The following is a 23,039-nucleotide window of genomic DNA, read 5'->3' on the forward strand; positions in this document are numbered from 1 at the left end:
TGTGTGCCTAAGTTTTTATTAAAAAAACTCCAGCGCAATTACTGGAGTTTAATCAAATTATTTATTAGCCTTTTGTATTTCTTTAACGCCCTTTACATGAACATTAACTTGCAAAACATGTATGTCAGTCATCTCTTCAACAGCCGATTTTACACTTGATTGAATATCGTATCCAACCTTGTCAATCTTTGCACCATATTCGATGTCAACATATATGTCTATTATACAACCTTCTTCACTGCTTTCAATTTTAATTGGTTTATTAAAATTCTTTACTCCTAATAAATCAGTAATGTTCGATCCAATACCTGCTGATAACGAGCAAACATGTTCTACTTCACATGTTGCATTGCTAGCAATAGTTGCTATAACATCATCAGATATAGTAATCTTTCCAATATTGTTATTTTCCATATCTTACTCTATTTAGAGTCTTCCTCCTCATCTTCATCTTCTTCTGGATATTCGAAGTAATCATCATCATAATCAAAGTCGTAATCATCATCGAAATCGTAGTCGTAGTCGTCATCATCATAATCTTCGTAGTCATCGCCATAAACATCATCTTCTAAGTAAGAAAGATCTTCGTCAACTTCGAAGATGTAGTCTTCTAAGTCTTCGATAGCTACTTCGTTATCACAAACAACTTCAGCCATTTCATCAAGAATGTCGATGATTTCATTTAAAATCTTTTCTTCTTTACTTTCTTCCTTCAAGCCTAAGCCTTCTGCAAGTCCCTTTAAATAAGAAACTCTCTTTGATAGTTCGTACATTTTTCTACCTCCTTAAACTCTAGATAAATATTCTCCACTTCTTGTGTCTATTTTAATTCTATCACCAATATTAACAAATAGTGGTACATTTAATGTAAATCCTGTTTCAACTGTAGCTGGTTTAGTAGCTCCAGTAGTAGTATTTCCCTTAACACCAGGTTCTGTTTGAGTAACTTCTAGTTCAACAAAGTTAGGTGCTTGTACTGAAAATGCTTTGCCTTTGTAGAATCTTATAACTGCTGTATCATTTTCTCTTAAGAATTGAATAGCTTCGCTAACTTCGTCCTTATTTAATGGAAGTTGCTCATATGTTTCGTTGTCCATAAAGTAGTAAAGTGCATCATCATTGTAAAGATATTGCATTTCTTTTGTTTCCAATTGTGCGTCATTGAACTTTTCAGTTGGGTTGAATGTTAATTCCTTTGTTGCGCCGCTTAATACGCTTCTGATAGTTGCTCTAACAAAAGCAGCTCCCTTTCCTGGCTTAACATGTTGAAAGTCCAATACTTGATAAACGTCTCCATCCCATTCGAATGTAGCGCCATTTCTAAAATCACTTGCCGATAACATATATTTCCTCCTAAATTCTAATCTCTAAGACTATTATATCAGTTAATTTGTAATTTAACAAGTATTTTTTTAATAATATCGATATTTTTATAAATAAATATTATCTTTAATAGTTTGACCTAGTCACCTTTATTATTCCTTTGAATATTTTGCACCTTCTATACATCATATTAAGCGATTTTGAATAGTCAAGATTAGATCTCTTATCTATATCAATAAGAGCTCCCATTATATCGCTATCGCCCTCAACGCTTAGACTGCCATCAATAATTAAAAGACCTCTAAACTTAAAATTTGCTTTTATATTTACATCGCCATCTATAATCATTATACCCGAGCCGTTAATGTTCGCGTTTAGATCTTCATCGTCAGCTGTGATTTTGACTATGGCATTGCCATTGCCATAATCAAAGTTTCTTGCATCGATGTCCTCAATATCAATAAAGTAATTATTGATTTCGCTCGTGCTAAAGTTTTGCACTTCATTATCTTGAATGATTTCTTCGCAAAAATCTTTTTTCTCTTTAGTGCTAGGATTGTCTTTGAAAAATATTCTGTTTAGTAATGAATATTTTGTACTTTTAGATATTTTCTTTTTATTAGAAAATTTTTCTTCGTAATAAACATTAATAGCCTTCTTTGCCGTTGGATCATTTAGTGAGACTATCGCTTTTTGATTTTCAAAAACTGAGTAATCTTTACCAATGATATCATATATGTCGCCACCATTTAAGTAAGTCTCTTGTATATCCTTAGTAATTATATTGTGTAGCGATTCTTCATTATAAGCATATTGCTTCATCTTTGACCTATTGAGATACATCATTCTTTCAACGCTTACGTATTCAAAGAGATATATTAAGAGAGCCGTTAGTAAAAATATTACAGATAAAACTACTAAACTTGCACTGCCCTTCTTCATTCTATCACCTCGAGATACTTTGTACTAAATAACTTTTTATAGTCTTTGCCACCTACTTTGATTTGCATGCTTACAAAGCCGTCCTCAGCATTATAAGCAAAGGAAAGGTCTTCAAGTCCTGATAAAAAGTATGTTACGCCAATAGACTTAGCACCTGCAACTCTCTTTATTCTATCGCCGTCCATATAATAGTCAGATGATTTAAGTTCTCTCGAGCCTTTCTTTTCAAAATGGATAGAGTCAGCCTTAACACTCACTGCGTTATATAGAGTAAAATCATTTTCAATGAATGAAAAGAATAAATTGATGTCATCTTCTTTCTCTAAGCTTTCTTCATATCTTTTAGAAAAACTAGTAAAGTTTTTAAGTAATGAGCTTGCTTGGAACAAAACTATTGACAAGAGAAATAGAGCGATAATTAGCTCAATTAAAGACTCTGCTTTTTTATTTGATGATCTGATATTCTTCATATGTATTTCCTTCTTCATCAATTATATATAGTGTAAATGTATATAAATCTCCAGTATATGCTTCTTTAACGAGATTAAATTTACATTCTTCGCCTAAATTATCTTTTATCTTATCTGATATAGCATAGACATCGTTTGTTTCATCTGATCTAAGAATTTCCATAGCATTACTTGCAAAGGCATCAGCTTTTCTAAGTTTCTTTGTATCTGCCTCGAGCGACATAAAATTCTTCAAAAAAATAGACAGAAAAAGTATGAAGCAAGAAAGTATAGCAAAGGAAACTACAATATCCATCATTGTAAGTGCTTTTTTATACTTCTTCATACCTAACCTGTCCTCCAACTGCTGCTATAATCACATTATATTTCTTTTTACTCTTGTTTGAAAGTAATATCATATTATATGAGCCCTTAAAAGATTTTGTGCCGCCTTCACTAGTGAATTGAAAACTTTCACTCGATTCAAACTTAAGATGCTCTAGCTTATAAACTTTCTTCATATCATTGATATTTGAGACAAGAATCTCATCACCATCAAGAACTACTTCAACATCAACCATCTGCATGATAGCGCTAAGTCTAGCCTTTTTTATTATTTGAACAACATTTTTGACCTCAGCTCTCTCGCTATAATTACTGAGCTCTCTATACGCAAGTATAAACATAGATATAATTATAGCTGCCACGCATAAAGAAATGACTGTATCGATGTATGTAAATCCTTTTTTATTCATAATCAATCTCACCTATAGATAAATAAAAAGCCATATCCTTATCTCTTATAAATTCGATAGACTCTATCCTTGCCCCTTTAAACTCGTTGCCAATATAGAAGTACTTAAAATCAGATGCACCCTCTAAATCAATTACTGCTTCTTTCCCATCTTTAATGATTTTTAATTTTGCCTCACTGCAGCCAGTAAAATCGATACTTAAATATTCTTTCTTTATCAAAATATCATTCTTAGGCACTATAATAATATTTTTATTATTATTATCATCATTGCAAAAGACTATGCTCTTCTCATCTTGATAATACACGCTTCCCGCCTTTGCTTCCCACGTGTCCAGCATATGATTACTTATTTCACTTTCTAATACTATGGCCTCTTCATTACCATCTTCATCTTCTTCACCAAATTCATCTAAGATATCAAAAGGGTCTTCTTCATCAAAATCACTATAGCTAATAAAGCTATTAGTCGTAGACATTATGACCTTGTTAATGATTTCATCTTTGCTAATGGCCTTAGTGTCACTATCGTGTTTTGCAATATCAATCTTTTTTGCCTTCTTTAGCTGTGTGTCGTTCTTATCTTTGGCAAGAGTAAATCTCTTTTTTACTTCGCTATCCGCATAATTTGGCTCCTCGCTATTTATAGGTAGAAAAAGATTAGCTAGAATAAGTAAAATTATGATTAGCCCTTTATTTATATACTTTCTCATCTTATAAACCTCAGTACAAGTATTACAATTAAAGCTAGTATAATGATATCTAGAGCTATGTTTATTATAAGTGATATGTTCACCTTATTTGTATATTTTTTAGAGGCTATCTCAAATAAATCTTTTAAGTATAAAATATTATTTACTTCTTCAAATTCTTTTGTCTTAAGTAAGAGAAGAACCTTACCATCTGTGTTATTAGCTTGATTCAAAATATAGTTATTAAGCTGATCCTTGTCAAGACTGTAAAGATTGATATCAAAGTTTGATTTTTCATATGAAGAAGTGATTGCGTCATACTTATACAGCGCTTCGTCTGTAATGATTTTCATAATTTTTTCTTCTTTTAAGTTTAAGGATAAAAGATTAATTGTATCTAGGCTAGCTAAATAAAAATCTAAATCACTATCATAATCGTTTAGCTTTATAATGAGAGTATCTTTATTTAAGTATTTATTGTCTCTAAACTTTTTAAATAAGTACTTAAGGCTAGCACTTTTATCACTATCATCATAAGTAATTTGCTCAACAATGCTAGTTTTTTTATTGTTTAAAAACACATAGGATGAATCGATGTACATAATGTTCTTCATAAGACCTTCCCCTTAAATAAATCAAAGAGCATCAAGATAAAAAATGCAAAGCTTATATATGGAACTAGTCTAACTCCACTATCCTTTTTCTTACGCCAATAGTTTTTAGCTAGATTTACAAGTATTGCGCTTAGAGTTGATATTATTATTAATATCAAAAATTTTTCAAAATCAAATATCATAAATAGCAAAATATATAGGTCAACGTCACCATCGCCAATGTAATCTATGTACTTAGTCTTTAAAATGTGCGAAAGAAATAAAGCTAGGTATATAAGGCATATCTTAATATAAGATACTTCTTCTAATATAGCTATAGCTGAGATAATTATTATTAAAAAGTAAAAATAAAAACTATTGTACTCGGCTTCTTTTATGTCTTTGTACGAGATGAATAAAAGAAGAAGTGACAGAAGTATATAAAAGGCTATAAGCATTATGAATTAAATTAATGACCAGTTCCGGTCTCGTTCTTCTTCTTAGCTTCTACCTTGTCTGGGCTAACTGTTATAACACCTTGATCGTCATGAGTCACAGTATAAATCCTGCTTGTATTACCGTCTCCAGCAGGTATTGATGAAGGAACTGTAACTTTACTCTTTAAATATCCTTGAGCGTATAATTCATCTGATGTTACATCAGGATCGTCCGGAAAATCAGTAAAGTATAATAAAGCAACTGAACTGATTTGATCAACATTGGCGTTGTGAGCAGTTCTTTCAGCGCTAGTCTTAATCGCTTTGTACGCAGGTATAGCAACAGCTATAAGTATAGCAACTATCGCTATAGAGATAATTATCTCTACAAAAGTAAAACCTTTTTTCTTCTTAAAGTTCTTCATAATATTTCCTCCTCCTATGAAATAATACTAGTCATCGAGTCATACATCGGCTTAAATACCATTACAAGTATTAGCATAATCACTAGTCCCATGATTATGGTCATAAGTGGCTCGATAGAATTTACAAACTTATCTAGTCTTCTCTTTAAATCTCTCTTGTATAGTGAGAGAACGTTTTCAATAATTTCAACTAAGTGCTCTGATTCATATCCTGTTATAAGTATGGTCTTGACATCATCTAAAAATATATAGCTAGAGTCAAGAACGTTTTGCAGGGTCTCTCCTTCATTTAGCATCTTAGTCATTCTTTCGAACTCTTTTCTTAAGTATACCAAATCAAAATTTTTTGCAAAGAAATCAAAAATCTCATTAACTTTGCTGCCTGATCTAAGCATGCTAAGCATATAATACAAAATTCTGTAATTTACTCTATACTTATATAAACCGTTCTTCGATTCGAGTAAATATCTTTGCTTGATATAAAGGTAAGCGTCGTTCTTATTTAGTATAGCGAAAACTATAATTATTATAAATATAGCCGCGATATAATATATGTAATGATTTTTAATAGAATTGCTAACGACTAGAAGTATTCTTAAGCTATCAGGCATTAAGTTCATGTCGTTATCAAATAAATAAGAAAATTGCGGCACTAAGAAGACTATAATCATAATTATAAAAGCAAGTAAAGTCAACATTAAAAATTTTGGCTTAATCATGATGTTGTTTATAGTGTTTTTATACTCTTCTTTTTCATAAAGATTTTCACTAATCTCAAGTATTTGCTCTGACAAGTCTTTTGAGTTTTTGCTTGACTTTATATGCTCTGACTTTTCAGCTATCCTAAGACTTAATAAGGATAAATTGTCAAGTATATCAAGCTTTGCCAATATATCTGATAAAGTAAAGCCGTGTTCTATAAGCTCCTTGATTAGTAAATAATAATTCTTAAGTGGATCGCTAAGAGCTGATGAGTTGTTATACATTTGCTCTAAAATTTGTGGCAGGTTATTATTTATCTTTAGATTAAAGGCGATGATTCTAAAGAAGTTAGCAATATGCTTTTTGCTTACACTATTGATCTTAAGCGCTCTATAGATTTTTGCTGGCCTAAAGTATTGGACGTGCATAAAGTCAATATCTTTTTCTTTAGTTAATTTAAAAGCTTCGTAAATGTTTTTAGCTCTTAAGCTTTTTGTCCTTCCATCTTCAAAAGTGATTTCAAATTTCATTGATATCGCCCTCTTTGAACTCATCATAAGTCTTATCGTCTATAAACTTATGCTCAAGTAGATAATTTATAGAATCTTCAAAGCTAACGTAGTCAGTGAATTTCTTCATCTCATTATAAATCTCACTTGTAAGCTTTGTATTGTTCTTTAATAAAAGGTCTCTGATCTTGTCATTGATAAGCATTATTTCAAAGACAGCAATTCTACCGTAGTACACGCTGTCACTTGTATCATCAGTAAAATCAATATCATCATACGATGACTTTAAACGTTTTACAAGACGTTGATTGACTATAGCATTTAATGAGGTAAATAAATACGAAGCCTCTACATCCATCTCCAAAAGTCTGTTGATGCTAGTTACGGGGCTCATACTATGTAGAGTCGTAATAATCTTGTGACCAGTTAGAGAAGCTCTTACAGCTATCTGTGCAGATTCTTCGTCTCTTATTTCACCTATGGCTATGACATCAGGGTCCTGTCTAAGTATGGCCCTAAGTGTATTTGCAAATGTTATGTCCTTGTAATCATGTATTTCAATTTGATCAATATCGTTAACTCTGTACTCAACAGGATCCTCAACGCTAACTATGCTTAGACGCTCCTTGTCTAAGTTGTTAAGCATAGTATACATAGTTGAGTTCTTGCCTGAGCCTGTTGGTCCAGTGATTATAGTCATTTGATATTTATATTTAACTATCTTTTTAAATAGTTCTTTTGCCTTGTCTGACAAACCTATATTGTCAATGGTAAACATCTCTTTATTGTTTAAAATTCTTATACAGATTTTCTCTCCATAAATAGCCTCGATAAAGGAAACCCTTAGGTCAACATCGCCGTGACTAAATCTTCCGTCTTGTGGAGCAAATTTAATCGCAGTATCACAATCGGACTTAATCTTGATTATATTGACAATGTTTTGATAAGAGCTTTTATTAATCTTTTTAAAAAACACAAGTTCGCCATCAATTCTAAGCCTAATCAATATATACTTACTATAAGGTTCAAAGTGTATATCGCTAGCTCTATTATCAATGGCGTAGTCTATGGTATTTTTAATAAATTCTTCAGCTTTACTGCTTTGTATCTCTACTATGCCTTTATCATCATATAGAGAAGATAATCTATTCATTGGCCTTCCTTCTTATCATATAATTGTATTCAACCTTCTTATAATATGCTAGATAAGCTTCCTTCATAGGTGTATTTATATTGTCGACCTCGTTCATGTCCTCATCGTAGATCTCGTTTATGGTGAATTTGTCATAAAACTTTGGTCCAAATATCTCTACTTCGTCGCCTATAGAGAACTTATTTCTCTCTTGCACCTTCATTAGCTTTTTGTCTTCATCATAGTCAAGAACTTTCGCAACGAAATCATATAGTCTGATATATGAAGAATTGTCATAAGTTAATGAGGCTTCCTTCACATCGCCAAAGAAAAAGGCTGTAGTAAAGTCTCTATGACTAACTTTTTCTATCTCTTCTAGATAAATATTATTGTCTCTATTGTAATTATATTTTTCAATATCTTCATAATAATCATCTATAGCTCTTCTGTATTGGTTAATGACTGTCGCTACATAATATTCAGACTTTACTCTACCTTCGATTTTGAATGAATCAACTCCTGCTTCAATAAGCTCAGGAATGTAGTTAATCATGCAAAGGTCTTTTGAGTTCATGATGTATGAGCCATTTTCATCCTCTGTTATTTGGAAGTACTCACCAGGTCTTTTCTCTTCCATAAGATAGTATTTGTATCTACATGGATGTGCGCAGTCGCCCATATTAGCGCTTCTGCCTGTCATGTAGTTTGATAAAAGGCATCTACCTGAGTAGCTCATGCACATTGCTCCATGAACAAAGGTCTCAATCATTATACTGTCTTTAACTTCATCTTTTATTTCTATTATTTCATTTAAGCTTAATTCTCTAGCCAAGATAACTCTATCTGCCCCAAGGCTTTTCCAAAACTCTACTGTAGCAGTATTTGTGATATTAGCTTGAGTGCTTATATGAATCTCTTTGCTTGGTGCAAGTCTTTTTACCTTTTGAAATATGCCAGGGTCTGAAACTATAAATGCGTCTACACCTGCTTCATCTAAGCTTTGTATATACTCATCAACACCTTCTAGATCCTTGTTATGTGAAATAACATTAAGTGTTAAGTAAACTTTTTTATCTAAATCATGAGCAAGCTTCGTTGCTTCCCTTATATCATCTAGGCTAAAATTTTTAGAAGCAGTTCTTAAACCTAGCTTGTCTCCAGCTAAGTAAACAGCATCAGCTCCATATTGTATCGCAGTTTTAAACTTTTCTAAGTCTCCTGCTGGTGCTAGTAATTCAACTTTTTTCATCTTACTCCTTCCTTAAAAGCAATAAGCCGTCGTGAACAGTGAGTAGACTCGCTGTAAATCTCTTATCGCTTTTAACATCTTCTATAAATTTTTTTAAATTTTTTATTATTGTTCTATATCTTTTATTGTCTTCGTCTTTAGCTACATAGCCTCTGAATAAGATATTGTCAATAACTATGATGGCATTCTCACTTGTTAAATCGTATACTAAGTTTAAGTACTCTTCATACTGTGATTTGTTAGCATCAATGAAGCAAAAATCAAATTTCTCTTCTCTATCCATCTTTTTTAATACGCTTATAGCGTCGTCATTGACAGCTTTTATCTTATTATCTTTATCATATTCTTTAAGATTATTTTCTAGTATCTTAAATGTGTCTTCATCTTTTTCAATAGTAAATATATTAGCTCCAGAAGCATTTTGCATAAGCAAAGATGAATAGCCTATAGCCGAGCCTATCTCTAATATATTCTTAGGCTTAATCGTTTTTAGTAAAAACTCTAAAAATCTAGCCACATCCTGTGAGACTATAGGAACTCTATTTTCTTCAGCATAGCAGACTAAATCTTTAAACTTTTCTCTCTCAGAAGAAAAATCTTCTACATAGCTAAAAACATCTTCATCAATAAACTGACTAATCATTATTACTCTTGTAATCCTTTTTATCATCTAAGAACTTATTATAATCAGAAGAAAAATTATGTGCACCGTCCGAACCAGGTTTAACTACAAAGTATAAGTAGTCAACATCAGCTGGGTGAAGGCTCGCAACGATTGACGCTTCGCCAGGATTGCATATAGGTGCAGGGGGCAAACCATCATGTGTGTATGTGTTATATGGCGAATCAACCTTTAAATCTTCATTACTTAAGTTAGGCTTTCTCTCGCCAAGTGCGTATTGAATTGTGGCGCATGATTGAAGCCTAATATTCTTATCGATTCTATTTAAGAAAACTTTTGCAATGATAGGTCTTTCTTCTTCAAGTTTAGCCTCTCTCTCAACTATAGAAGCTAAAGTGATAAGCTTATTTAAGTCATCAACTTCCCCACTAATCTTGCTATAAATATTGTTAAAAGCATTAAGCATCATAGTGATGATCTCTTTGCTGCTTGAACCCATGGCAATATCATAAGTTGCTGGGAACAAAAAGCCTTCTAATGTATCATTATTAATACTTGATAAAAATTCATATTTTTCTTTGTATTCATCTACATTTTTGCATTCATTTAAAAACTCTTCACTAGATACTAAGCCCTTTTCCTCAAGTCTTTGTGCTATACGTGTAAGCTCAAAACCTTCTGGTATGGTAACTTTAACAGTTTCGCCCTTCGGAGCTTCTTCTGCTTCGCCAGCAATTACATTAGCAATTTCTAGCAAAGTCATAGATTTTTTCACCTTGAATGTACCGCTCTTAATGTGCTTTTCAAGGTCATTTTCCTTTAGCACTTCTTTAAAAGCAGTACCATTCCTAATGATTTTCATCTCATAAAGCTCTCTAGCTACATAAGACGCACCGCTACCTTCAGGTATTTCTATAGTGTATTCAGTATCATCATTTGGGTCATAAGGCTTATACATGCCTGATATGCATGAATTAACCTTCCATATAATTGCAAGAACTATAAGTATTAGTATAGTTATTGTAATTATTCTTCTTTTTTTCATTAAATCACCTTTTTTAATCTTTTATCGTAAATATAATAAATTAATGATCCAAATACTACAACACTTATTGCTTCTCCACCCATGATTCCTAAAACTGTTGTAAAATATGGTATACCAGAGAAATATGACACCCATATTGATACTAAGAAACCATTTAAAATAATTGGTGGTAACATAGCTAAGTATTTAGATTTTGCTTTTCTAGTTAAATATGCTGCAAGTAATGTAACTAAACTTCCGCATATAATATCTATCATGCCATAGCCCGACATAAATGATAAAAAAATGTTTGAGACTAAACATCCTACGAATAGTCCAGGTACTGCAGCTGCCTCCATTAGTGGAAGAACTGTAAGTCCTTCTGCTAGTCTTAATTGTATTGGTCCAAATGTCAATTGTTGGAATGGTAATACTGTCTGTAATAGTATTAGTATTGTGTATAGTGTGGCGATTACTGCCGCTTTTGTTATTGTTATTGTTTTTGTACTTGTTTTTGCTTTCATTTCATTGCTCCCTTGTTGAAAATTTATGTAAATGAGTAAACCTATAAGCCGTGTTCTGTATTAGATGGTTATCTATCTAGTTTTAGTGTTACCACTAAAATCAAGCAACTTACCTTACAGGAGGTTACGAGCAGCAACCTTTGATCCTTGTTTGTTTTGCTCCGAATGGGGTTTACATGTCACCTTTAGTCGCCTAAAAGTAGGTAGTCTCTTACACTGCCTTTCCACCCTTACCAATATGGCGGTTTATTTCTGTTGCACTATCCTTGAAGTCACCTTCACTGGACGTTATCCAGCATTCTGCTCTACGGAGCACGGACTTTCCTCATGCCTAAGCACGCAACCATCTGGTTTACTCATTACAAATTTAATTATACTACAAAATCTATAAAATTTCTATAATATTTCAATATTATCAGTAAAAGAAGAGAAATTTTTTATGATTTCTGCGTCTTCAAAATCTTTCTTGATAAGTTCTTCCATGATATTAACGAAAGCACTTTCGCTACTGTTATGGTCTTGCATAATTAAGTTGATTTTCGCGTTTCTTAGTGCTTGTACATCGTGGTAGCCTAGGTCTGATGTTATAAGAGTATCGGGTCTTTTCTCAAGAACATTGTCTAAAAAATCTTTTCCACTACCATTTAATATTATTACTCTTGTATTCTTATCGTTATTTTTATAAACTTGAATGTACTTTGCCATGTTTATGGCTTTTATTCTATTAGCTAAACTCATTATATCCATATCATAAAGCTCGCCCGCTATGCCATAGCCCAAGCCATCGTCTACTTTGATGGCAAAGTCTGTATTGACTAAGCCTAATTTATTTTCATAAAATTTATAAAAACCTGCTCTTTGTATATCAAAGGAAGTGTGCGCACTGTAGTATACTATGTCATGCTTAATCATATACTTGATGAGCTTTGAGCTCGCGCTCATGTCAATCTCTTTTATGCCATTAAAAATTAAAGGATGATGCGTTATGACCATATCCACATCATCCAGTTCATTAATATTATCATATAATAGATCAACGCTTAAATAAATTTTATTAATATCTTCTTTATCTGCATCTATAATCAATCCTGAATTGTCCCAAGGCTCTGCGTGCTCCTTTGGGAAGATGCTTTCAATTGCACTAATAATTTTATCTTTTTTCATTGATCTTCTCCATGTAATGTAAAATTTTATTTAATTCTTCTTCTAGTTCATTATACTTACTCAAGTTCTTTTCTTTATTGATCTTTTGAAGTATAGACTTTATATTTTTAATCTCATTGTCATAGTAAGTATTTAAGTAAGAAATATCATTTCTATCAAAGTTTACAGGAAATTTATAGTCAGCTACATTGGTCTTTTTATTTCTTATCTCGTAAAGCCTGTAGTATTTCTCTTTCTCTATGAAGAGGCGTTCTTTTTCTATAAAGAAATCATTCTCCATGAAATACTTTCTTATGTTTGAGCCTTCGCCCATAGCTTGCAGGATGATATGCTTAAAAGATCTTACTTTATCAATGCTCTCATTTAGTATACTTATTATAGTCTCTTCACCAATGCCAGCAATTAAAAGTGTGTCATAAGTGCTTGTGTCAATGCCTAGGAGTCCGTCGCTCACAATGAATTTAACTTTGGCCATGTACTTTTCTCCTGAAAGAAGCAGCTTTGCCTTTTCAAGTGATTTTTCACTAATATCGCTCTCTATAACTTTGACTATGGTATTTGAGTCTAAAAGCATCTTAGCGATGTAGCCGTGATCACAGCCAACATCGACTAAGGATGATCCTTCTTTAACTGATTTTGCTATCTCAGTAAGTCTAAAAGAATAATTCATTATAGTTCAAGGAAGTCTCTAAGCTTTTTAGATCTGCTTGGATGTTTAAGCTTTCTTAGTGCCTTTGCCTCAATTTGTCTTATTCTTTCTCTTGTAACGTCAAAGGCTTGTCCAACTTCTTCAAGCGTTCTTGTCCTGCCATCGTCAAGGCCAAATCTTAATGCTAGAACTTTTCTTTCTCTATCTGTTAGTGTATCTAAAACTGAAATCAATTGCTCTCTAAGCATAGTGTTTGTAGCTGCATCAGATGGTGAAAGTATTTCTTCATCTGGAATAAAGTCCCCTAAGTGTGAATCTTCTTCTTCGCCTATAGGTGTTTCAAGCGAAACTGGCTCTTGAGCTATCTTTTGAACTTCTCTTACCTTTTCTACATCCATGTTCATAAGCTCTGCAACTTCTTCTGGAAGTGGGTCTCTACCGAGTTCTTGGACTAGTTGTCTTTGTGCTCTAACAAGTTTATTTATAGTTTCTACCATGTGAACTGGTATTCTAATTGTTCTTGCTTGGTCTGCAATTGCTCTAGTGATGGCTTGTCTAATCCACCATGTAGCGTAAGTACTAAACTTAAATCCTTTTTTATGTTCGAATTTGTCAACAGCCTTTATTAGGCCCATGTTGCCCTCTTGTATAAGATCTAAAAATTGCATACCTCTACCCACATATCTTTTGGCAATACTTACTACTAGTCTAAGGTTTGCTTCAGCTAGTTGATCCTTAGCTTGCTGATCTCCTGATTCAATCCTCTTAGCTAGTTCTACCTCTTCTTCATATGTTAATAGTGGTATACGTCCTATCTCTTTAAGATACATTCTAACAGGGTCATCAGTTATAACAACCTTGTTCTTTCCTTTTTCTCTAATAGCTTCAAGTTTATCTTCTTTGCTTAATTCTTCTTCAAAAGATCTTAATTCATCTAAATCAATATCTTCGTCTTCATCATCAGAAACAATATCAAGATCCTTTTCTAAATCTATCTCCTCTTCATCTGAGTTTTTTGAGTCGACAATAGTAATTTGCACAGCATCTAAAGCGTCGTAGAAAGATAGAATCTCGTCTTCACTAAGATCATATTTGTCCAAGCCATCTTCAATATCTCTATATTCGATAAAGCCCTTTTGTCTGCTAGCATCAATTAGATTATACATAGATTGTCTTTTTTCTTCACTGACTTCTTCTTCTATTATCTTTATTGCCTCTTCATTTAAATTATCTTCTTGAATATTATTCGTCTTAGCATTCTTTTCTTTCTTCATAAGAACACTTCCCTTCATCATTCATTATCTTTTTGCTTTTTAATTAATTTTAAAAGCTCCATCACGTCACTTTTGCCATCATTAATCTGGCTCAATAAATCGCTTACGTAATCCTTTGATTTTAGCTTCTCTCTTTTTTCTAATAATTCTTCGAGATTCATGTAAGTAGATTCTTCCGATTTCTTTCTAATACTATCAATCTCTAAAAGCGCATTTTCTTTATCGGCTAAATCAAAGTCATCAAGCTCTATCTCGCCATTGCCCTCGTATTTGGACTTAAGTAGTGGCATATTAACTTTAAACACTTTACTGTAATTATCTATAGAAATTTCCTTATTAATATATTTAAAATATTTAATATCTGCAAGAGCATATATTAAAAGATTCTCATCGATAATTTCTATATCTAACTTTTTAATTCTTGGTACCTCTGGTACAGTGTATTTTTCTTTATAATTGTTAACGTACTTTGTTTTTGAAACTTGATTTGTTAATAGTCTATTGTCTATAGAGTAGACCCTTGAAATGTAGTCTATGTAAATCTCTCTTTCAATCTTATCGTTTATCTTTGATAATAAATCTGATAGTTCATTGATAAGCTGAAGAAGGCTTTCAGGATCGTTAACGTCATAAAGCTCCATAAGCTCTGAAACTTCGTACTCTACAGAATTTTTTGCTTCGTTTATCTTTGCTGTAAAGCCAGCAAGACCATACTTCTTAATATAATCATCTGGATCAAGACCCTCAGGTAGTTCAACTACATTTGCCTTAGCGTCTATTGACCTAAGTATATCAATCGCCTTGTGTGTTGCGTTTTTACCTGCCTTATCACCATCGTAGCAGATATAAATCTTCTTCGCATTTCTCTTAAGTAGATTAGCTTGGTTTATGGTAAAGGCAGTGCCAAGATTGGCAACAGCGTAATTAACGCCCGCTTGATAAAGACTCATTACATCAATGTTTCCTTCTACCAATAGTATTTTATCTCTATCAGCTTCTTTTTTATATATATTGTAGCCAAATAATAATTCTCTCTTCTTAAAAACGATATTTTCGCTAGTGTTTAAGTACTTAGGCATACTATTATCCAAACTTCTTGCGCTAAAACCGAGAACGTGGTTATGTGAGTCCACTATAGGAAAAACTAGTCTGTTTCTAAAAGTGTCGTATGAACTATCTTTTCCTTCTTTTCTCTTCGCAAGGCCTGCTCTAATTATGAAGTTTTCGTCATAACCCTTGCTTAGTAAATAGTCTTTAAGCGCTGTCCACTCGTTTGGTGCGTAGCCTAATTGATATTTTAATACAGTGTCTTTATCTAACTTCCTCTTCATCAAATAATCAATAGCAATCTTTGACTTTAGTATTTGATTTTGGAAGAAGTCAAGAGCTGTTTTATTGATATCATAAAATTTCTCTATGAGATCATTTTCAGTTTTTTTTTTGCCGTTGCTTCTTGAAGCGTAATATTTGCCCTATCTGCAAGGTACTCAACTGCTTCTTGGAAAGAGTAGTTTTTATACTTTTCTATAAAAGTAATAACGTCGCCCGCTTCACCGCAGCCAAAGCACTTGTAGTAACCGTCCTTGCTATTAACGTGGAAGGAAGGAGTCTTTTCTTTATGAAATGGGCACAGGCCAGTATAAGATGTGCCTTTTTTCTCAAGTTTAATATTTTCTCCAATCACATCTTCAATATTATTAAATTCTTTAATTTTATCAATGACTGCTGCATTAATTACTTTCATAGTATAACCTCATTTTTCCACGTTTGTGGTACATATATCTTGTTAAATTCGTTTATTGCATATATATCAGACATACCCGCGATATAGTCACATATTTGTTGATTAAGACTTGCATCTATCTCTTTAATATTCTCAGGTAATTTTTCAGGATGCTCCACATAATAATCATATAACATTGATATTATGTTTTTCGCCTTATCATGTTCTTTGGTAGTTATTGGATTAAAGTAAACTTCCTTAAACATGAAAGTTCTTAAAGCCTCCATTGCTTCGCCAATCTCCTTCGACATGGCTATGTGATTTTGTCCGTAGCTTTCATTTAATATGTCTGTGATTAAGGTATTTATTCTCTTTGAGTGAGAATCTCCTAATATTTCTATCAAATCTTTTGGTATATCCTTTTCTGATAATATACCCGCTCTGATGGCATCGTCTATATCGTGATTGATATAAGCAATTCTATCTGCAAACTTTACTAACTTTCCTTCAAGAGTAAAGGCTTCATTTTGTCCGCTATGATTAAGTATACCATCTCTTACCTCTTCAGATAAGTTTAGACCGAAGCGACCATTTCTCTTTTCAAGTACATCAACAACTCTTATACTTTGTTTGTAGTGCTTGAATCCACCAAAGTCCTTACATTTTTCATTTAATGCGCTCTCACCAGCGTGACCAAATGGTGTGTGTCCTAAGTCGTGACCTAAGGATATAGCCTCAACCAAATCTTCGTTTAGTCTTAAGGCTCTAGCTATGGTTCTAGCTATCTGGCTTACTTCTAGTGTATGAGTAAGTCTAGTTCTAAAGTGGTCACCTTGTGGTGCTAAGAAGACTTGCGTCTTATGTTTAAGCCTTCTAAACGCTTTTGAGTGAAGTATTCTGTCTCTATCTCTTTGAAAGTCAGTTCTTATAGTGCACTTTTCTTCTTCAATCTTTCTTCCCTTTGTATCTGAGCATCTGCAAGCGTATTCAGACAGGTAGGAATTTTGAAATACTTCATAATTTTCTCTAAAATTAGTCATTCATCTCACCAAAATCTCTATTTAAACTATCAATTATTATCGATGCGGTTTCTTCTATAGCTTTATTTGTAACATCAATTACTTGGCAGCCAATCTTGCCCATTATTTCTTTAGAATATAAAAGCTCTTCGTTGATTCTGTCGGTACAAGCGTAGTTGCCTATGTCTTCTATACCTAAGGATCTCATCCTTTCAATTCTGATTTCGTTTATCTTTCTATCAGATGCGATGAGACCAAATATCCTTCTCTTATCCTTTTCAAAAAGAAATTCGCTCGGCTCTATCTCTGGAAGTAGTGGTACGTTAGCTACTTTGTAATTTTTATTTGCTAAATACATAGAAAGCGGTGTCTTAGACGTTCTTGATATACCTAACAAAACAACATCCGCTAAGATAATTCCTCTCGGATCCTTACCGTCATCATACTTAACAGCAAATTCTATTGCAGAGACTTTATCGAAGTACTCTTGATCGAGCCTTCTAATTAATCCTGCTTCTCTAATAGGTGCTTGATGCAATACTGATTCGATGGAGTCCAAAACTTTGCTCATTACATTAACTGTAGGTATATTGTATTTTTTACCTAAGCTTTCAATGTATTGGGCATGTTCTTCAAGCACTGTAGTAAATATAACTACAGATGGAACAAGCTTTGCCTTTTCAAAGACATTGAAGATCTTGTCCTTACTATCGACATATGGAAACCTTTTAATCTCATAAGCATCTGGCGAGAATTGCTTGATACATGATCTAGCAATCTTACCAGCTGTTTCACCTATTGAGTCTGAAATTACAAATATAGTTATATCGTTCAATTAAATCTCCTCTATTTCTTTAAAATCTAATACGGAGTTAAATTCAGCAAGAATTAGTGATATAAGTGAAAGTCTGTTATTCTTTATAAGCTTGTTATCAACTAAAACCATAGTTGTGTCTAAGAACTTATCTATACTGTCTTTATAAGTAGCAAGTACTTTTATCGCATCAACTATATCCATGTCTTGGATGTTTTCATCTTTTGCTTTTAATTCAGTATATAGATTAAATAATTCTCTTTCGCTTTCTTCCATGATATCTTGATTAGGCTCAACTTTTTCGAATTCTTTGCCCTTAGATATTTGATATATTCTTCTAAAAGCAGCTACTGCATCCTCAAAATCTTCGCTATCTTTAATGCCGTCTAACTTAGATAGAATTTGTTTTATGCTTAGTAAATTTAAATCTTTATGCTTGTTAATAACCGCTCTGATTAAGTTTGCATCGTATTTACTGTCTTGTAATATACCTACAAATCTTGTTTCTATATAGTCTAGCACAGTCTTTTTAACTTCATCGTAATCAAACTTTAGTTCATTTATTTTAACATAATTATATAATGTTTCTTCTACAAGCGAATCGATAGATATGTCTAAAGACTTTTCTAATACTATATTAATGATACCCAAACTTGCTCTTCTTATACCAAATGGGTCTTGTGAGCCACTTGGTTTTGTACCAATTGCGAATAGTCCTGATATAGTATCAAGTTTATCTGCCATTGCAAGTACAACGCCTGCTGTAGTTGTTGGAAGTGAGTCTTGAGCAAATCTTGGTAGATAGTGTTCGTAAATTGCTTCTTGAACGCCTATAGGCTCGCCTGATAGATTGGCATAGATCTTGCCCATAACGCCTTGTAGCTCAGTAAATTCAACAACAAGCTTAGTAGCAAGGTCTGCTTTAGAAAGATAGGCTGCTCTCTTAGTAGTTTCTAGCGTTTCATCTCCCACGTTTAAGTCATCACATATCTTTTCTGCTAGTTTAATATTTCTTAATGTTTTATCATATAGTGTTCCTAACTTATCTTGGAAGACTATAGTTTTTAAATCATTAACATATTCTTCAAGATCTTTCTTTCTGTCTTCATTGAAGAAGAATTTTGCGTCTTCAAGTCTAGCAGCAAGTACTTTTTCATTACCTTGTCTAACTATATCTAGATATTTATCGTCACCATTTCTAATAGTAATGAAGTGATTCATAAGTCTGTTCTTTGAATCAACTACTGGGAAGTATCTTAAGTGGTCCTTCATAGGTGTTATTACTACTTCATCAGGTAGTTCTAAGTATTGATCCTTGATTGTTCCAAGTAGTGGCGTAGGATACTCAACTAAATTAGTAACTTGATCTATGATAGCCTCATCATCTTGTAAGCTTCCGCCAACAGACTTAGCTAGTCTTTCTGATTCAAGTCTAATCTTTGCTTTTCTCTCTTCATTGTCAACGATTACATGATTATCTTCCATAAGCTTCATATAATCATGAGCATTAGGTATATCTATATCCTTTTTAGATAAAAATCTGTGACCATTAGTCAGATTAGAAACTCTTATATTTTCTAAATTAAATTTAACTACTTTGTCATTATAAAGAGATACTATCCATCTGATAGGTCTAGCAAATCTAAGATCTCTTCCGCCCCACTTCATTGATTTAGGGAAAACTATCTTTCTAATAATGCTTTCTGCATTAGCTTCAATAAGTTCAGTAAAGCTTAGGCTCTTGTGTTCAACAGAAGCAAAAACATATTCTGTTCCGCCCATGTCTTTATAAAAGATATCGTCAAGGCTTAAGCCCTTTGACTTTAAAAAGCCTTGAAGAGCCTTACTTGGATTGCCATCTTGGTCAAAGCTTATTGTCTTTGATGGTCCCTTTATCTCTTCTTTTTCTATGCTTTCGTTTTCAATAATATTGTCAACTATAGTAGTGATTCTTCTAGGCGTTGTATATACGTTCACTTCGAAGTCTTCGTATGAGTTTTCACTTAATAATTTTTCAAAAGCATTTTTAAATTGTTCTATAGCTAATTTTGAGTAGCTAGCAGGTAATTCTTCCATACCTACTTCTAATAAGTATCTATTTGCCATCGTTAAAACCTACCTTCTTAGTAAAAGGAAATCCCATCTCTTCCCTTTGTTCTACATATTTACTTGCGATAAGCTTAGCTAAGCTCCTTACCTTAAGTATATAGTTTGCTCTTTGTGAAACGGATATAGCTCCTAGCGCATCTAATACGTTAAATGTGTGTGAGCACTTAAGTACATAGTCATAAGCTGGAAGTATTAGTCCTTCCTCGATAACCCTCTTGCACTCAGACTCATATCTTTCAAACATCTCTTGAAGTAAGTCTTTGTCAGCTAGTTCAAAGCTGTATACAGAGTGTTCGTACTCAGCCTTTTTAAATATGTCTCCATAAGTAAAGTGCTCGTTCCATTGTATATCGTAAACATTGTCAACGTCTTGTAAATACATAGCTATTCTTTCAAGTCCGTAAGTTAATTCAGAGGATTCTAAATCTAGATTAAGTCCACCAACTTGTTGGAAATATGTGAATTGAGTTATTTCCATACCGTCAAGCCAAACTTCCCATCCTAAGCCCCAAGCTCCTAGTGTAGGCGATTCCCAATTGTCTTCAACAAATCTTATATCGTGCTTCAATGGGTCTATGCCTATAGCTTTTAAGCTGTCTAGGTATAGGTCTTGTACATCATATGGCGATGGTTTTAATATTACTTGTAATTGATGGTGTTGATAAACTCTGTTTGGGTTCTCACCATATCTTGCGTCTGCTGGTCTTCTAGATGGCTCTACGTAAACAACCCTCCATGGTTCAGGTCCAAGCGACCTAAGAAAAGTATGTGGATTCATAGTTCCAGCGCCTTTTTCAACGTCATAAGGCTCCATGACTAAGCAGCCTTTGTCCTTCCAATAGTTTAGTAGATTCATCATTAAATCTTGAAAATACATTTTGTCCTCCTCAATATTTGACTTTAAGAGTCTTAAATTCATCTTTATCAAATATATATAAAATATAATTTATAAATAATCTTTTTAAATTTGCTATAGATTTATCTTCGCAGTCTATAGCAATTAAATCCGTAAATTTGCTGTTCAATAAGTGCTTAACAAAGCTAAGTTCTCTTATCGTTATGGTCTTGTTCGAGTAAGCTTTGTCTCTCGGAATAATCACGCCATCTTCATAATTAAAACTGTAGCTATTAAGCCCATCCTTTATTTGTATCCTAGGGAAATAGCCTAGTATGTATATAAGTTTCAAAATAAAGGCTAGTATTATTAGCTCTGCTTTTTCTGGATATATGTCCATAATGTTTAGCATAGTTAGTATCATGCTGTAGATGTACTCGTCGCCTTCTTGTGTATTAAGCAAGGTTACAAGCAGCTCTGATAAAAAGGCAAAATCATGTAGCTTTTTCATATCTGTATCTAAAAGCTTTGGTGCATATAAAACTTTTGAGTCATTCACCATGAATATCTCTTTATATTGCGATAGAGTAAATTCTGATTCAGTAAATACAAAAGAGCTCCTCGCAACATTATCTCTTAAATCATATGCGCTTCTTACGTAAGCCTTGATACGTCCTAATTCTACTGTATATATCTCAAGTATCTTACCGTTCTTCTGATCACTTTTGCTTGCAATTACTATGCCTCTAAACTTTTCGGATTTACTTGTATCCAAAGAATTTCACCTTGTCTTCGTTCTTTCTCCAGTTTTTGGCAACCTTTACATTTAGGCTAAGATTAATATCCGTGTCAAGCATTTCCTTTATATCCTTTTTAGCGGCAAGTCTAATCTTTTTAATCATAGAAGCGTCCTTGCCAATGACTATGCCCTTGTGACTTTCTCTTTCGCAGTATATAATTGCTTCAATATTTACCTTGTCATCAAGTTCTTCGTATTTAATAATTTCAACGTTGATGCCGTGAGGTATTTCTTCAGATAAGTACAACAGGCACTTTTGTCTAATCACCTCTGAGACTATAAACTTCATCGGCTTATCAGTTAAATACTCGCCGTCGTAGTACATTGGTCCAGGTTTTAATGTGTTTTTAATCTCATCTAATAATTTATCTAAGTTCTCGTCATTAGCAGCGCTTATTGGCACAGTAATAGCTTTAAGATTTCTCGAGTTAATCTCAGCGATGATTTCATCTAAGTATGATTCCTCTTTATCAATCTTGTTTATAGCGATAACTACATCTTTATTTGAGCTCGTAACTATATCCATAAGTTCTTTTTCTCCGGCCTTAAATGGCACAGAGCCATCTATAATATATAGTACCATGTCAGCATCTTCAATAGCTGATCTCATGGCCTTATCCATGTAGTCTCCTAGTTTATTTCTAGCGATTTGATAGCCAGGTGTATCCATGAAGATGATTTGTGCATCATCATCTGTATATATAAAATTGATTATATCCCTTGTTGTTTGCGGTTTATCAGAGATTATTGATATATTAAACTTAAGAAGTTTATTCAGTAGCGTTGATTTGCCAGCGTTTGGCCTACCTACAACAGCTACATAGCCTGATTTGAATTCCATCGTCTCACCTCTATTTATCATCTAATGAAAAAGATGCTGGTAACAGATCTTTTATATTATACACTTTGTAATCGCCCGTGTTCCTCGCAACAATTATCTTAGCATCCTTTGTAAACTCACTAATAAATTGTCTACACGCTCCACACGGGAACGGATATGAATCTGGATTAACTATTGCAATCTTATTTATCTTTCTTGAATCGCCATTCGTAATGGCATTTGCTATAGCGCTTTGCTCAGCACAAATTGTTAAGCCATAAGATGCATTCTCAATATTTACGCCATTATAAACACTGCCGTCGTCCATTTCAACGGCTGCAGCAACTTTATATTTAGAATAAACTGAGTATGATCTATCTAAAACGCTTAAGGCTGATTCAACTAGTTCTTTATATTCCATGTCATCCCTCGAATCTTTATTATACAATAAATTAG

Annotated in this window: 29 protein-coding genes and 1 other RNA gene; all 30 read right to left on the minus strand. The window is 33.1% G+C overall.

Annotated elements, in window-relative coordinates:
• Nucleotides 1-57: 57 nt before the first annotated feature.
• The 30 genes from BN3004_RS06790 to cdd all read right to left on the minus strand — a co-directional run bounded on the left by BN3004_RS06790 (nucleotide 58) and on the right by cdd (nucleotide 23,031).
• A complete protein-coding gene (locus tag BN3004_RS06790; protein WP_058260439.1) occupies nucleotides 58-414 on the minus strand; it encodes an Asp23/Gls24 family envelope stress response protein in 357 nt (118 codons plus the stop codon).
• 8 nt (nucleotides 415-422) lie between these two features.
• On the minus strand, nucleotides 423-773 hold the full coding sequence (locus BN3004_RS06795) for a CD1247 N-terminal domain-containing protein (protein WP_058260440.1): 351 nt from the start codon (nucleotides 771-773) through the stop codon (nucleotides 423-425).
• A 12-nt stretch (nucleotides 774-785) separates the two neighbouring features.
• Entirely contained in the window at nucleotides 786-1,343 is a 558-nt protein-coding gene (gene efp, locus BN3004_RS06800) for an elongation factor P (protein ID WP_058260441.1), read from the minus strand.
• A 106-nt stretch (nucleotides 1,344-1,449) separates the two neighbouring features.
• Nucleotides 1,450-2,265: a hypothetical protein gene (locus BN3004_RS06805; protein ID WP_058260442.1), complete on the minus strand. Its 816-nt coding sequence runs from the start codon at nucleotides 2,263-2,265 to the stop codon at nucleotides 1,450-1,452.
• Complete coding sequence (locus tag BN3004_RS06810) at nucleotides 2,262-2,735, minus strand: PulJ/GspJ family protein (RefSeq protein ID WP_058260443.1); 474 nt, start codon at nucleotides 2,733-2,735, stop codon at nucleotides 2,262-2,264. Before BN3004_RS06810 ends, BN3004_RS06805 begins: the two co-directional genes overlap by 4 nt.
• Nucleotides 2,710-3,060, minus strand: a complete 351-nt coding sequence (locus tag BN3004_RS06815) for a hypothetical protein (protein ID WP_058260444.1) — start codon at nucleotides 3,058-3,060, stop codon at nucleotides 2,710-2,712. The genes BN3004_RS06810 and BN3004_RS06815 overlap by 26 nt, the downstream gene beginning before the upstream one ends.
• Complete coding sequence (locus BN3004_RS06820; protein ID WP_058260445.1) at nucleotides 3,047-3,469, minus strand: pilus assembly FimT family protein; 423 nt, start codon at nucleotides 3,467-3,469, stop codon at nucleotides 3,047-3,049. Before BN3004_RS06820 ends, BN3004_RS06815 begins: the two co-directional genes overlap by 14 nt.
• Nucleotides 3,462-4,181 (minus strand): hypothetical protein, encoded by a 720-nt coding sequence (locus tag BN3004_RS06825; protein WP_058260446.1) that lies wholly within the window; start codon nucleotides 4,179-4,181, stop codon nucleotides 3,462-3,464. The genes BN3004_RS06820 and BN3004_RS06825 overlap by 8 nt, the downstream gene beginning before the upstream one ends.
• The gene (locus tag BN3004_RS06830) at nucleotides 4,178-4,774 is read right to left on the minus strand and encodes a hypothetical protein (RefSeq protein WP_058260447.1); all 597 of its coding nucleotides are present in this window, start codon (nucleotides 4,772-4,774) and stop codon (nucleotides 4,178-4,180) included. Before BN3004_RS06830 ends, BN3004_RS06825 begins: the two co-directional genes overlap by 4 nt.
• Nucleotides 4,771-5,211: a hypothetical protein gene (locus tag BN3004_RS06835; protein ID WP_058260448.1), complete on the minus strand. Its 441-nt coding sequence runs from the start codon at nucleotides 5,209-5,211 to the stop codon at nucleotides 4,771-4,773. Before BN3004_RS06835 ends, BN3004_RS06830 begins: the two co-directional genes overlap by 4 nt.
• Nucleotides 5,212-5,222: 11 nt before the next feature.
• Complete coding sequence (locus BN3004_RS06840) at nucleotides 5,223-5,615, minus strand: prepilin-type N-terminal cleavage/methylation domain-containing protein (protein WP_058260449.1); 393 nt, start codon at nucleotides 5,613-5,615, stop codon at nucleotides 5,223-5,225.
• A gap of 14 nt (nucleotides 5,616-5,629) precedes the next feature.
• Entirely contained in the window at nucleotides 5,630-6,847 is a 1,218-nt protein-coding gene (locus BN3004_RS06845) for a type II secretion system F family protein (protein ID WP_058260450.1), read from the minus strand.
• Nucleotides 6,837-7,979 (minus strand): GspE/PulE family protein, encoded by a 1,143-nt coding sequence (locus BN3004_RS06850; protein ID WP_058260451.1) that lies wholly within the window; start codon nucleotides 7,977-7,979, stop codon nucleotides 6,837-6,839. The genes BN3004_RS06845 and BN3004_RS06850 overlap by 11 nt, the downstream gene beginning before the upstream one ends.
• On the minus strand, nucleotides 7,972-9,207 hold the full coding sequence (locus BN3004_RS06855; protein ID WP_058260452.1) for a peptidase U32 family protein: 1,236 nt from the start codon (nucleotides 9,205-9,207) through the stop codon (nucleotides 7,972-7,974). The genes BN3004_RS06850 and BN3004_RS06855 overlap by 8 nt, the downstream gene beginning before the upstream one ends.
• A gap of 1 nt (nucleotide 9,208) precedes the next feature.
• Nucleotides 9,209-9,850 (minus strand): O-methyltransferase, encoded by a 642-nt coding sequence (locus tag BN3004_RS06860; protein WP_058260453.1) that lies wholly within the window; start codon nucleotides 9,848-9,850, stop codon nucleotides 9,209-9,211.
• Nucleotides 9,843-10,874, minus strand: coding sequence for an endolytic transglycosylase MltG (mltG, locus tag BN3004_RS06865; RefSeq protein ID WP_058260454.1), 1,032 nt, complete (start codon nucleotides 10,872-10,874; stop codon nucleotides 9,843-9,845). Before mltG ends, BN3004_RS06860 begins: the two co-directional genes overlap by 8 nt.
• Nucleotides 10,874-11,377, minus strand: a complete 504-nt coding sequence (locus BN3004_RS06870; RefSeq protein ID WP_058260455.1) for a QueT transporter family protein — start codon at nucleotides 11,375-11,377, stop codon at nucleotides 10,874-10,876. Before BN3004_RS06870 ends, mltG begins: the two co-directional genes overlap by 1 nt.
• A gap of 28 nt (nucleotides 11,378-11,405) precedes the next feature.
• Nucleotides 11,406-11,736, minus strand: an RNA gene (gene rnpB / locus BN3004_RS08170) — RNase P RNA component class A.
• Between the two features lie 37 nt (nucleotides 11,737-11,773).
• Complete coding sequence (locus tag BN3004_RS06875; protein ID WP_058260456.1) at nucleotides 11,774-12,541, minus strand: Nif3-like dinuclear metal center hexameric protein; 768 nt, start codon at nucleotides 12,539-12,541, stop codon at nucleotides 11,774-11,776.
• Nucleotides 12,528-13,211: a tRNA (adenine(22)-N(1))-methyltransferase gene (locus tag BN3004_RS06880; RefSeq protein ID WP_058260457.1), complete on the minus strand. Its 684-nt coding sequence runs from the start codon at nucleotides 13,209-13,211 to the stop codon at nucleotides 12,528-12,530. The genes BN3004_RS06875 and BN3004_RS06880 overlap by 14 nt, the downstream gene beginning before the upstream one ends.
• On the minus strand, nucleotides 13,211-14,464 hold the full coding sequence (gene rpoD / locus BN3004_RS06885; RefSeq protein WP_082244126.1) for an RNA polymerase sigma factor RpoD: 1,254 nt from the start codon (nucleotides 14,462-14,464) through the stop codon (nucleotides 13,211-13,213). Before rpoD ends, BN3004_RS06880 begins: the two co-directional genes overlap by 1 nt.
• 17 nt (nucleotides 14,465-14,481) lie before the next feature.
• A complete protein-coding gene (gene dnaG / locus BN3004_RS06890) occupies nucleotides 14,482-15,882 on the minus strand; it encodes a DNA primase (protein WP_082244127.1) in 1,401 nt (466 codons plus the stop codon).
• Nucleotides 15,879-16,208, minus strand: coding sequence for a CHC2 zinc finger domain-containing protein (locus tag BN3004_RS06895; protein ID WP_058260459.1), 330 nt, complete (start codon nucleotides 16,206-16,208; stop codon nucleotides 15,879-15,881). The genes dnaG and BN3004_RS06895 overlap by 4 nt, the downstream gene beginning before the upstream one ends.
• Nucleotides 16,205-17,227, minus strand: coding sequence for a deoxyguanosinetriphosphate triphosphohydrolase (locus BN3004_RS06900; protein ID WP_058260460.1), 1,023 nt, complete (start codon nucleotides 17,225-17,227; stop codon nucleotides 16,205-16,207). Before BN3004_RS06900 ends, BN3004_RS06895 begins: the two co-directional genes overlap by 4 nt.
• Nucleotides 17,220-18,041, minus strand: a complete 822-nt coding sequence (locus BN3004_RS08460) for a pyruvate, water dikinase regulatory protein (protein ID WP_058260461.1) — start codon at nucleotides 18,039-18,041, stop codon at nucleotides 17,220-17,222. The genes BN3004_RS06900 and BN3004_RS08460 overlap by 8 nt, the downstream gene beginning before the upstream one ends.
• Nucleotides 18,042-20,126 (minus strand): glycine--tRNA ligase subunit beta, encoded by a 2,085-nt coding sequence (gene glyS / locus BN3004_RS06910; protein ID WP_058260462.1) that lies wholly within the window; start codon nucleotides 20,124-20,126, stop codon nucleotides 18,042-18,044.
• Nucleotides 20,116-21,006, minus strand: a complete 891-nt coding sequence (gene glyQ / locus BN3004_RS06915; RefSeq protein ID WP_058260463.1) for a glycine--tRNA ligase subunit alpha — start codon at nucleotides 21,004-21,006, stop codon at nucleotides 20,116-20,118. The genes glyS and glyQ overlap by 11 nt, the downstream gene beginning before the upstream one ends.
• Nucleotides 21,007-21,016: 10 nt before the next feature.
• Nucleotides 21,017-21,739, minus strand: a complete 723-nt coding sequence (gene recO / locus BN3004_RS06920; protein ID WP_058260464.1) for a DNA repair protein RecO — start codon at nucleotides 21,737-21,739, stop codon at nucleotides 21,017-21,019.
• Nucleotides 21,726-22,604: a GTPase Era gene (gene era, locus BN3004_RS06925; RefSeq protein WP_058260465.1), complete on the minus strand. Its 879-nt coding sequence runs from the start codon at nucleotides 22,602-22,604 to the stop codon at nucleotides 21,726-21,728. The genes recO and era overlap by 14 nt, the downstream gene beginning before the upstream one ends.
• Nucleotides 22,605-22,614: 10 nt before the next feature.
• Nucleotides 22,615-23,031: a cytidine deaminase gene (gene cdd, locus BN3004_RS06930; RefSeq protein WP_278315524.1), complete on the minus strand. Its 417-nt coding sequence runs from the start codon at nucleotides 23,029-23,031 to the stop codon at nucleotides 22,615-22,617.
• Nucleotides 23,032-23,039: the final 8 nt, after the last annotated feature.

Source organism: Fenollaria timonensis (assembly GCF_001457835.1).
Lineage (GTDB): Bacteria > Bacillota > Clostridia > Tissierellales > Peptoniphilaceae > Fenollaria > Fenollaria timonensis.

What these genes read in the sequence shown, in the direction of transcription:
- BN3004_RS06815 (WP_058260444.1), bottom strand. Translation starts at nt 3,060, where the DNA reads ATGAAGAAGTATAAAAAAGCACTTACAATGATGGATATTGTAGTTTCC.
- BN3004_RS06845 (WP_058260450.1), bottom strand. Translation starts at nt 6,847, where the DNA reads ATGAAATTTGAAATCACTTTTGAAGATGGAAGGACAAAAAGCTTAAGA.
- glyQ (WP_058260463.1), bottom strand. Translation starts at nt 21,006, where the DNA reads ATGTATTTTCAAGATTTAATGATGAATCTACTAAACTATTGGAAGGAC.
- efp (WP_058260441.1), bottom strand. Translation starts at nt 1,343, where the DNA reads ATGTTATCGGCAAGTGATTTTAGAAATGGCGCTACATTCGAATGGGAT.
- glyS (WP_058260462.1), bottom strand. Translation starts at nt 20,126, where the DNA reads ATGGCAAATAGATACTTATTAGAAGTAGGTATGGAAGAATTACCTGCT.
- BN3004_RS06810 (WP_058260443.1), bottom strand. Translation starts at nt 2,735, where the DNA reads ATGAAGAATATCAGATCATCAAATAAAAAAGCAGAGTCTTTAATTGAG.
- BN3004_RS06825 (WP_058260446.1), bottom strand. Translation starts at nt 4,181, where the DNA reads ATGAGAAAGTATATAAATAAAGGGCTAATCATAATTTTACTTATTCTA.
- BN3004_RS06900 (WP_058260460.1), bottom strand. Translation starts at nt 17,227, where the DNA reads ATGACTAATTTTAGAGAAAATTATGAAGTATTTCAAAATTCCTACCTG.
- BN3004_RS06880 (WP_058260457.1), bottom strand. Translation starts at nt 13,211, where the DNA reads ATGAATTATTCTTTTAGACTTACTGAGATAGCAAAATCAGTTAAAGAA.
- BN3004_RS06795 (WP_058260440.1), bottom strand. Translation starts at nt 773, where the DNA reads ATGTACGAACTATCAAAGAGAGTTTCTTATTTAAAGGGACTTGCAGAA.
- BN3004_RS06855 (WP_058260452.1), bottom strand. Translation starts at nt 9,207, where the DNA reads ATGAAAAAAGTTGAATTACTAGCACCAGCAGGAGACTTAGAAAAGTTT.
- BN3004_RS06790 (WP_058260439.1), bottom strand. Translation starts at nt 414, where the DNA reads ATGGAAAATAACAATATTGGAAAGATTACTATATCTGATGATGTTATA.
- BN3004_RS06875 (WP_058260456.1), bottom strand. Translation starts at nt 12,541, where the DNA reads ATGAAAAAAGATAAAATTATTAGTGCAATTGAAAGCATCTTCCCAAAG.
- BN3004_RS06840 (WP_058260449.1), bottom strand. Translation starts at nt 5,615, where the DNA reads ATGAAGAACTTTAAGAAGAAAAAAGGTTTTACTTTTGTAGAGATAATT.
- rpoD (WP_082244126.1), bottom strand. Translation starts at nt 14,464, where the DNA reads ATGAAGAAAGAAAAGAATGCTAAGACGAATAATATTCAAGAAGATAAT.
- mltG (WP_058260454.1), bottom strand. Translation starts at nt 10,874, where the DNA reads ATGAAAAAAAGAAGAATAATTACAATAACTATACTAATACTTATAGTT.
- era (WP_058260465.1), bottom strand. Translation starts at nt 22,604, where the DNA reads ATGGAATTCAAATCAGGCTATGTAGCTGTTGTAGGTAGGCCAAACGCT.
- BN3004_RS06830 (WP_058260447.1), bottom strand. Translation starts at nt 4,774, where the DNA reads ATGAAGAACATTATGTACATCGATTCATCCTATGTGTTTTTAAACAAT.
- BN3004_RS06850 (WP_058260451.1), bottom strand. Translation starts at nt 7,979, where the DNA reads ATGAATAGATTATCTTCTCTATATGATGATAAAGGCATAGTAGAGATA.
- BN3004_RS06820 (WP_058260445.1), bottom strand. Translation starts at nt 3,469, where the DNA reads ATGAATAAAAAAGGATTTACATACATCGATACAGTCATTTCTTTATGC.
- BN3004_RS06870 (WP_058260455.1), bottom strand. Translation starts at nt 11,377, where the DNA reads ATGAAAGCAAAAACAAGTACAAAAACAATAACAATAACAAAAGCGGCA.
- BN3004_RS06805 (WP_058260442.1), bottom strand. Translation starts at nt 2,265, where the DNA reads ATGAAGAAGGGCAGTGCAAGTTTAGTAGTTTTATCTGTAATATTTTTA.
- BN3004_RS06835 (WP_058260448.1), bottom strand. Translation starts at nt 5,211, where the DNA reads ATGCTTATAGCCTTTTATATACTTCTGTCACTTCTTCTTTTATTCATC.
- BN3004_RS06895 (WP_058260459.1), bottom strand. Translation starts at nt 16,208, where the DNA reads ATGAAAGTAATTAATGCAGCAGTCATTGATAAAATTAAAGAATTTAAT.
- BN3004_RS06860 (WP_058260453.1), bottom strand. Translation starts at nt 9,850, where the DNA reads ATGATTAGTCAGTTTATTGATGAAGATGTTTTTAGCTATGTAGAAGAT.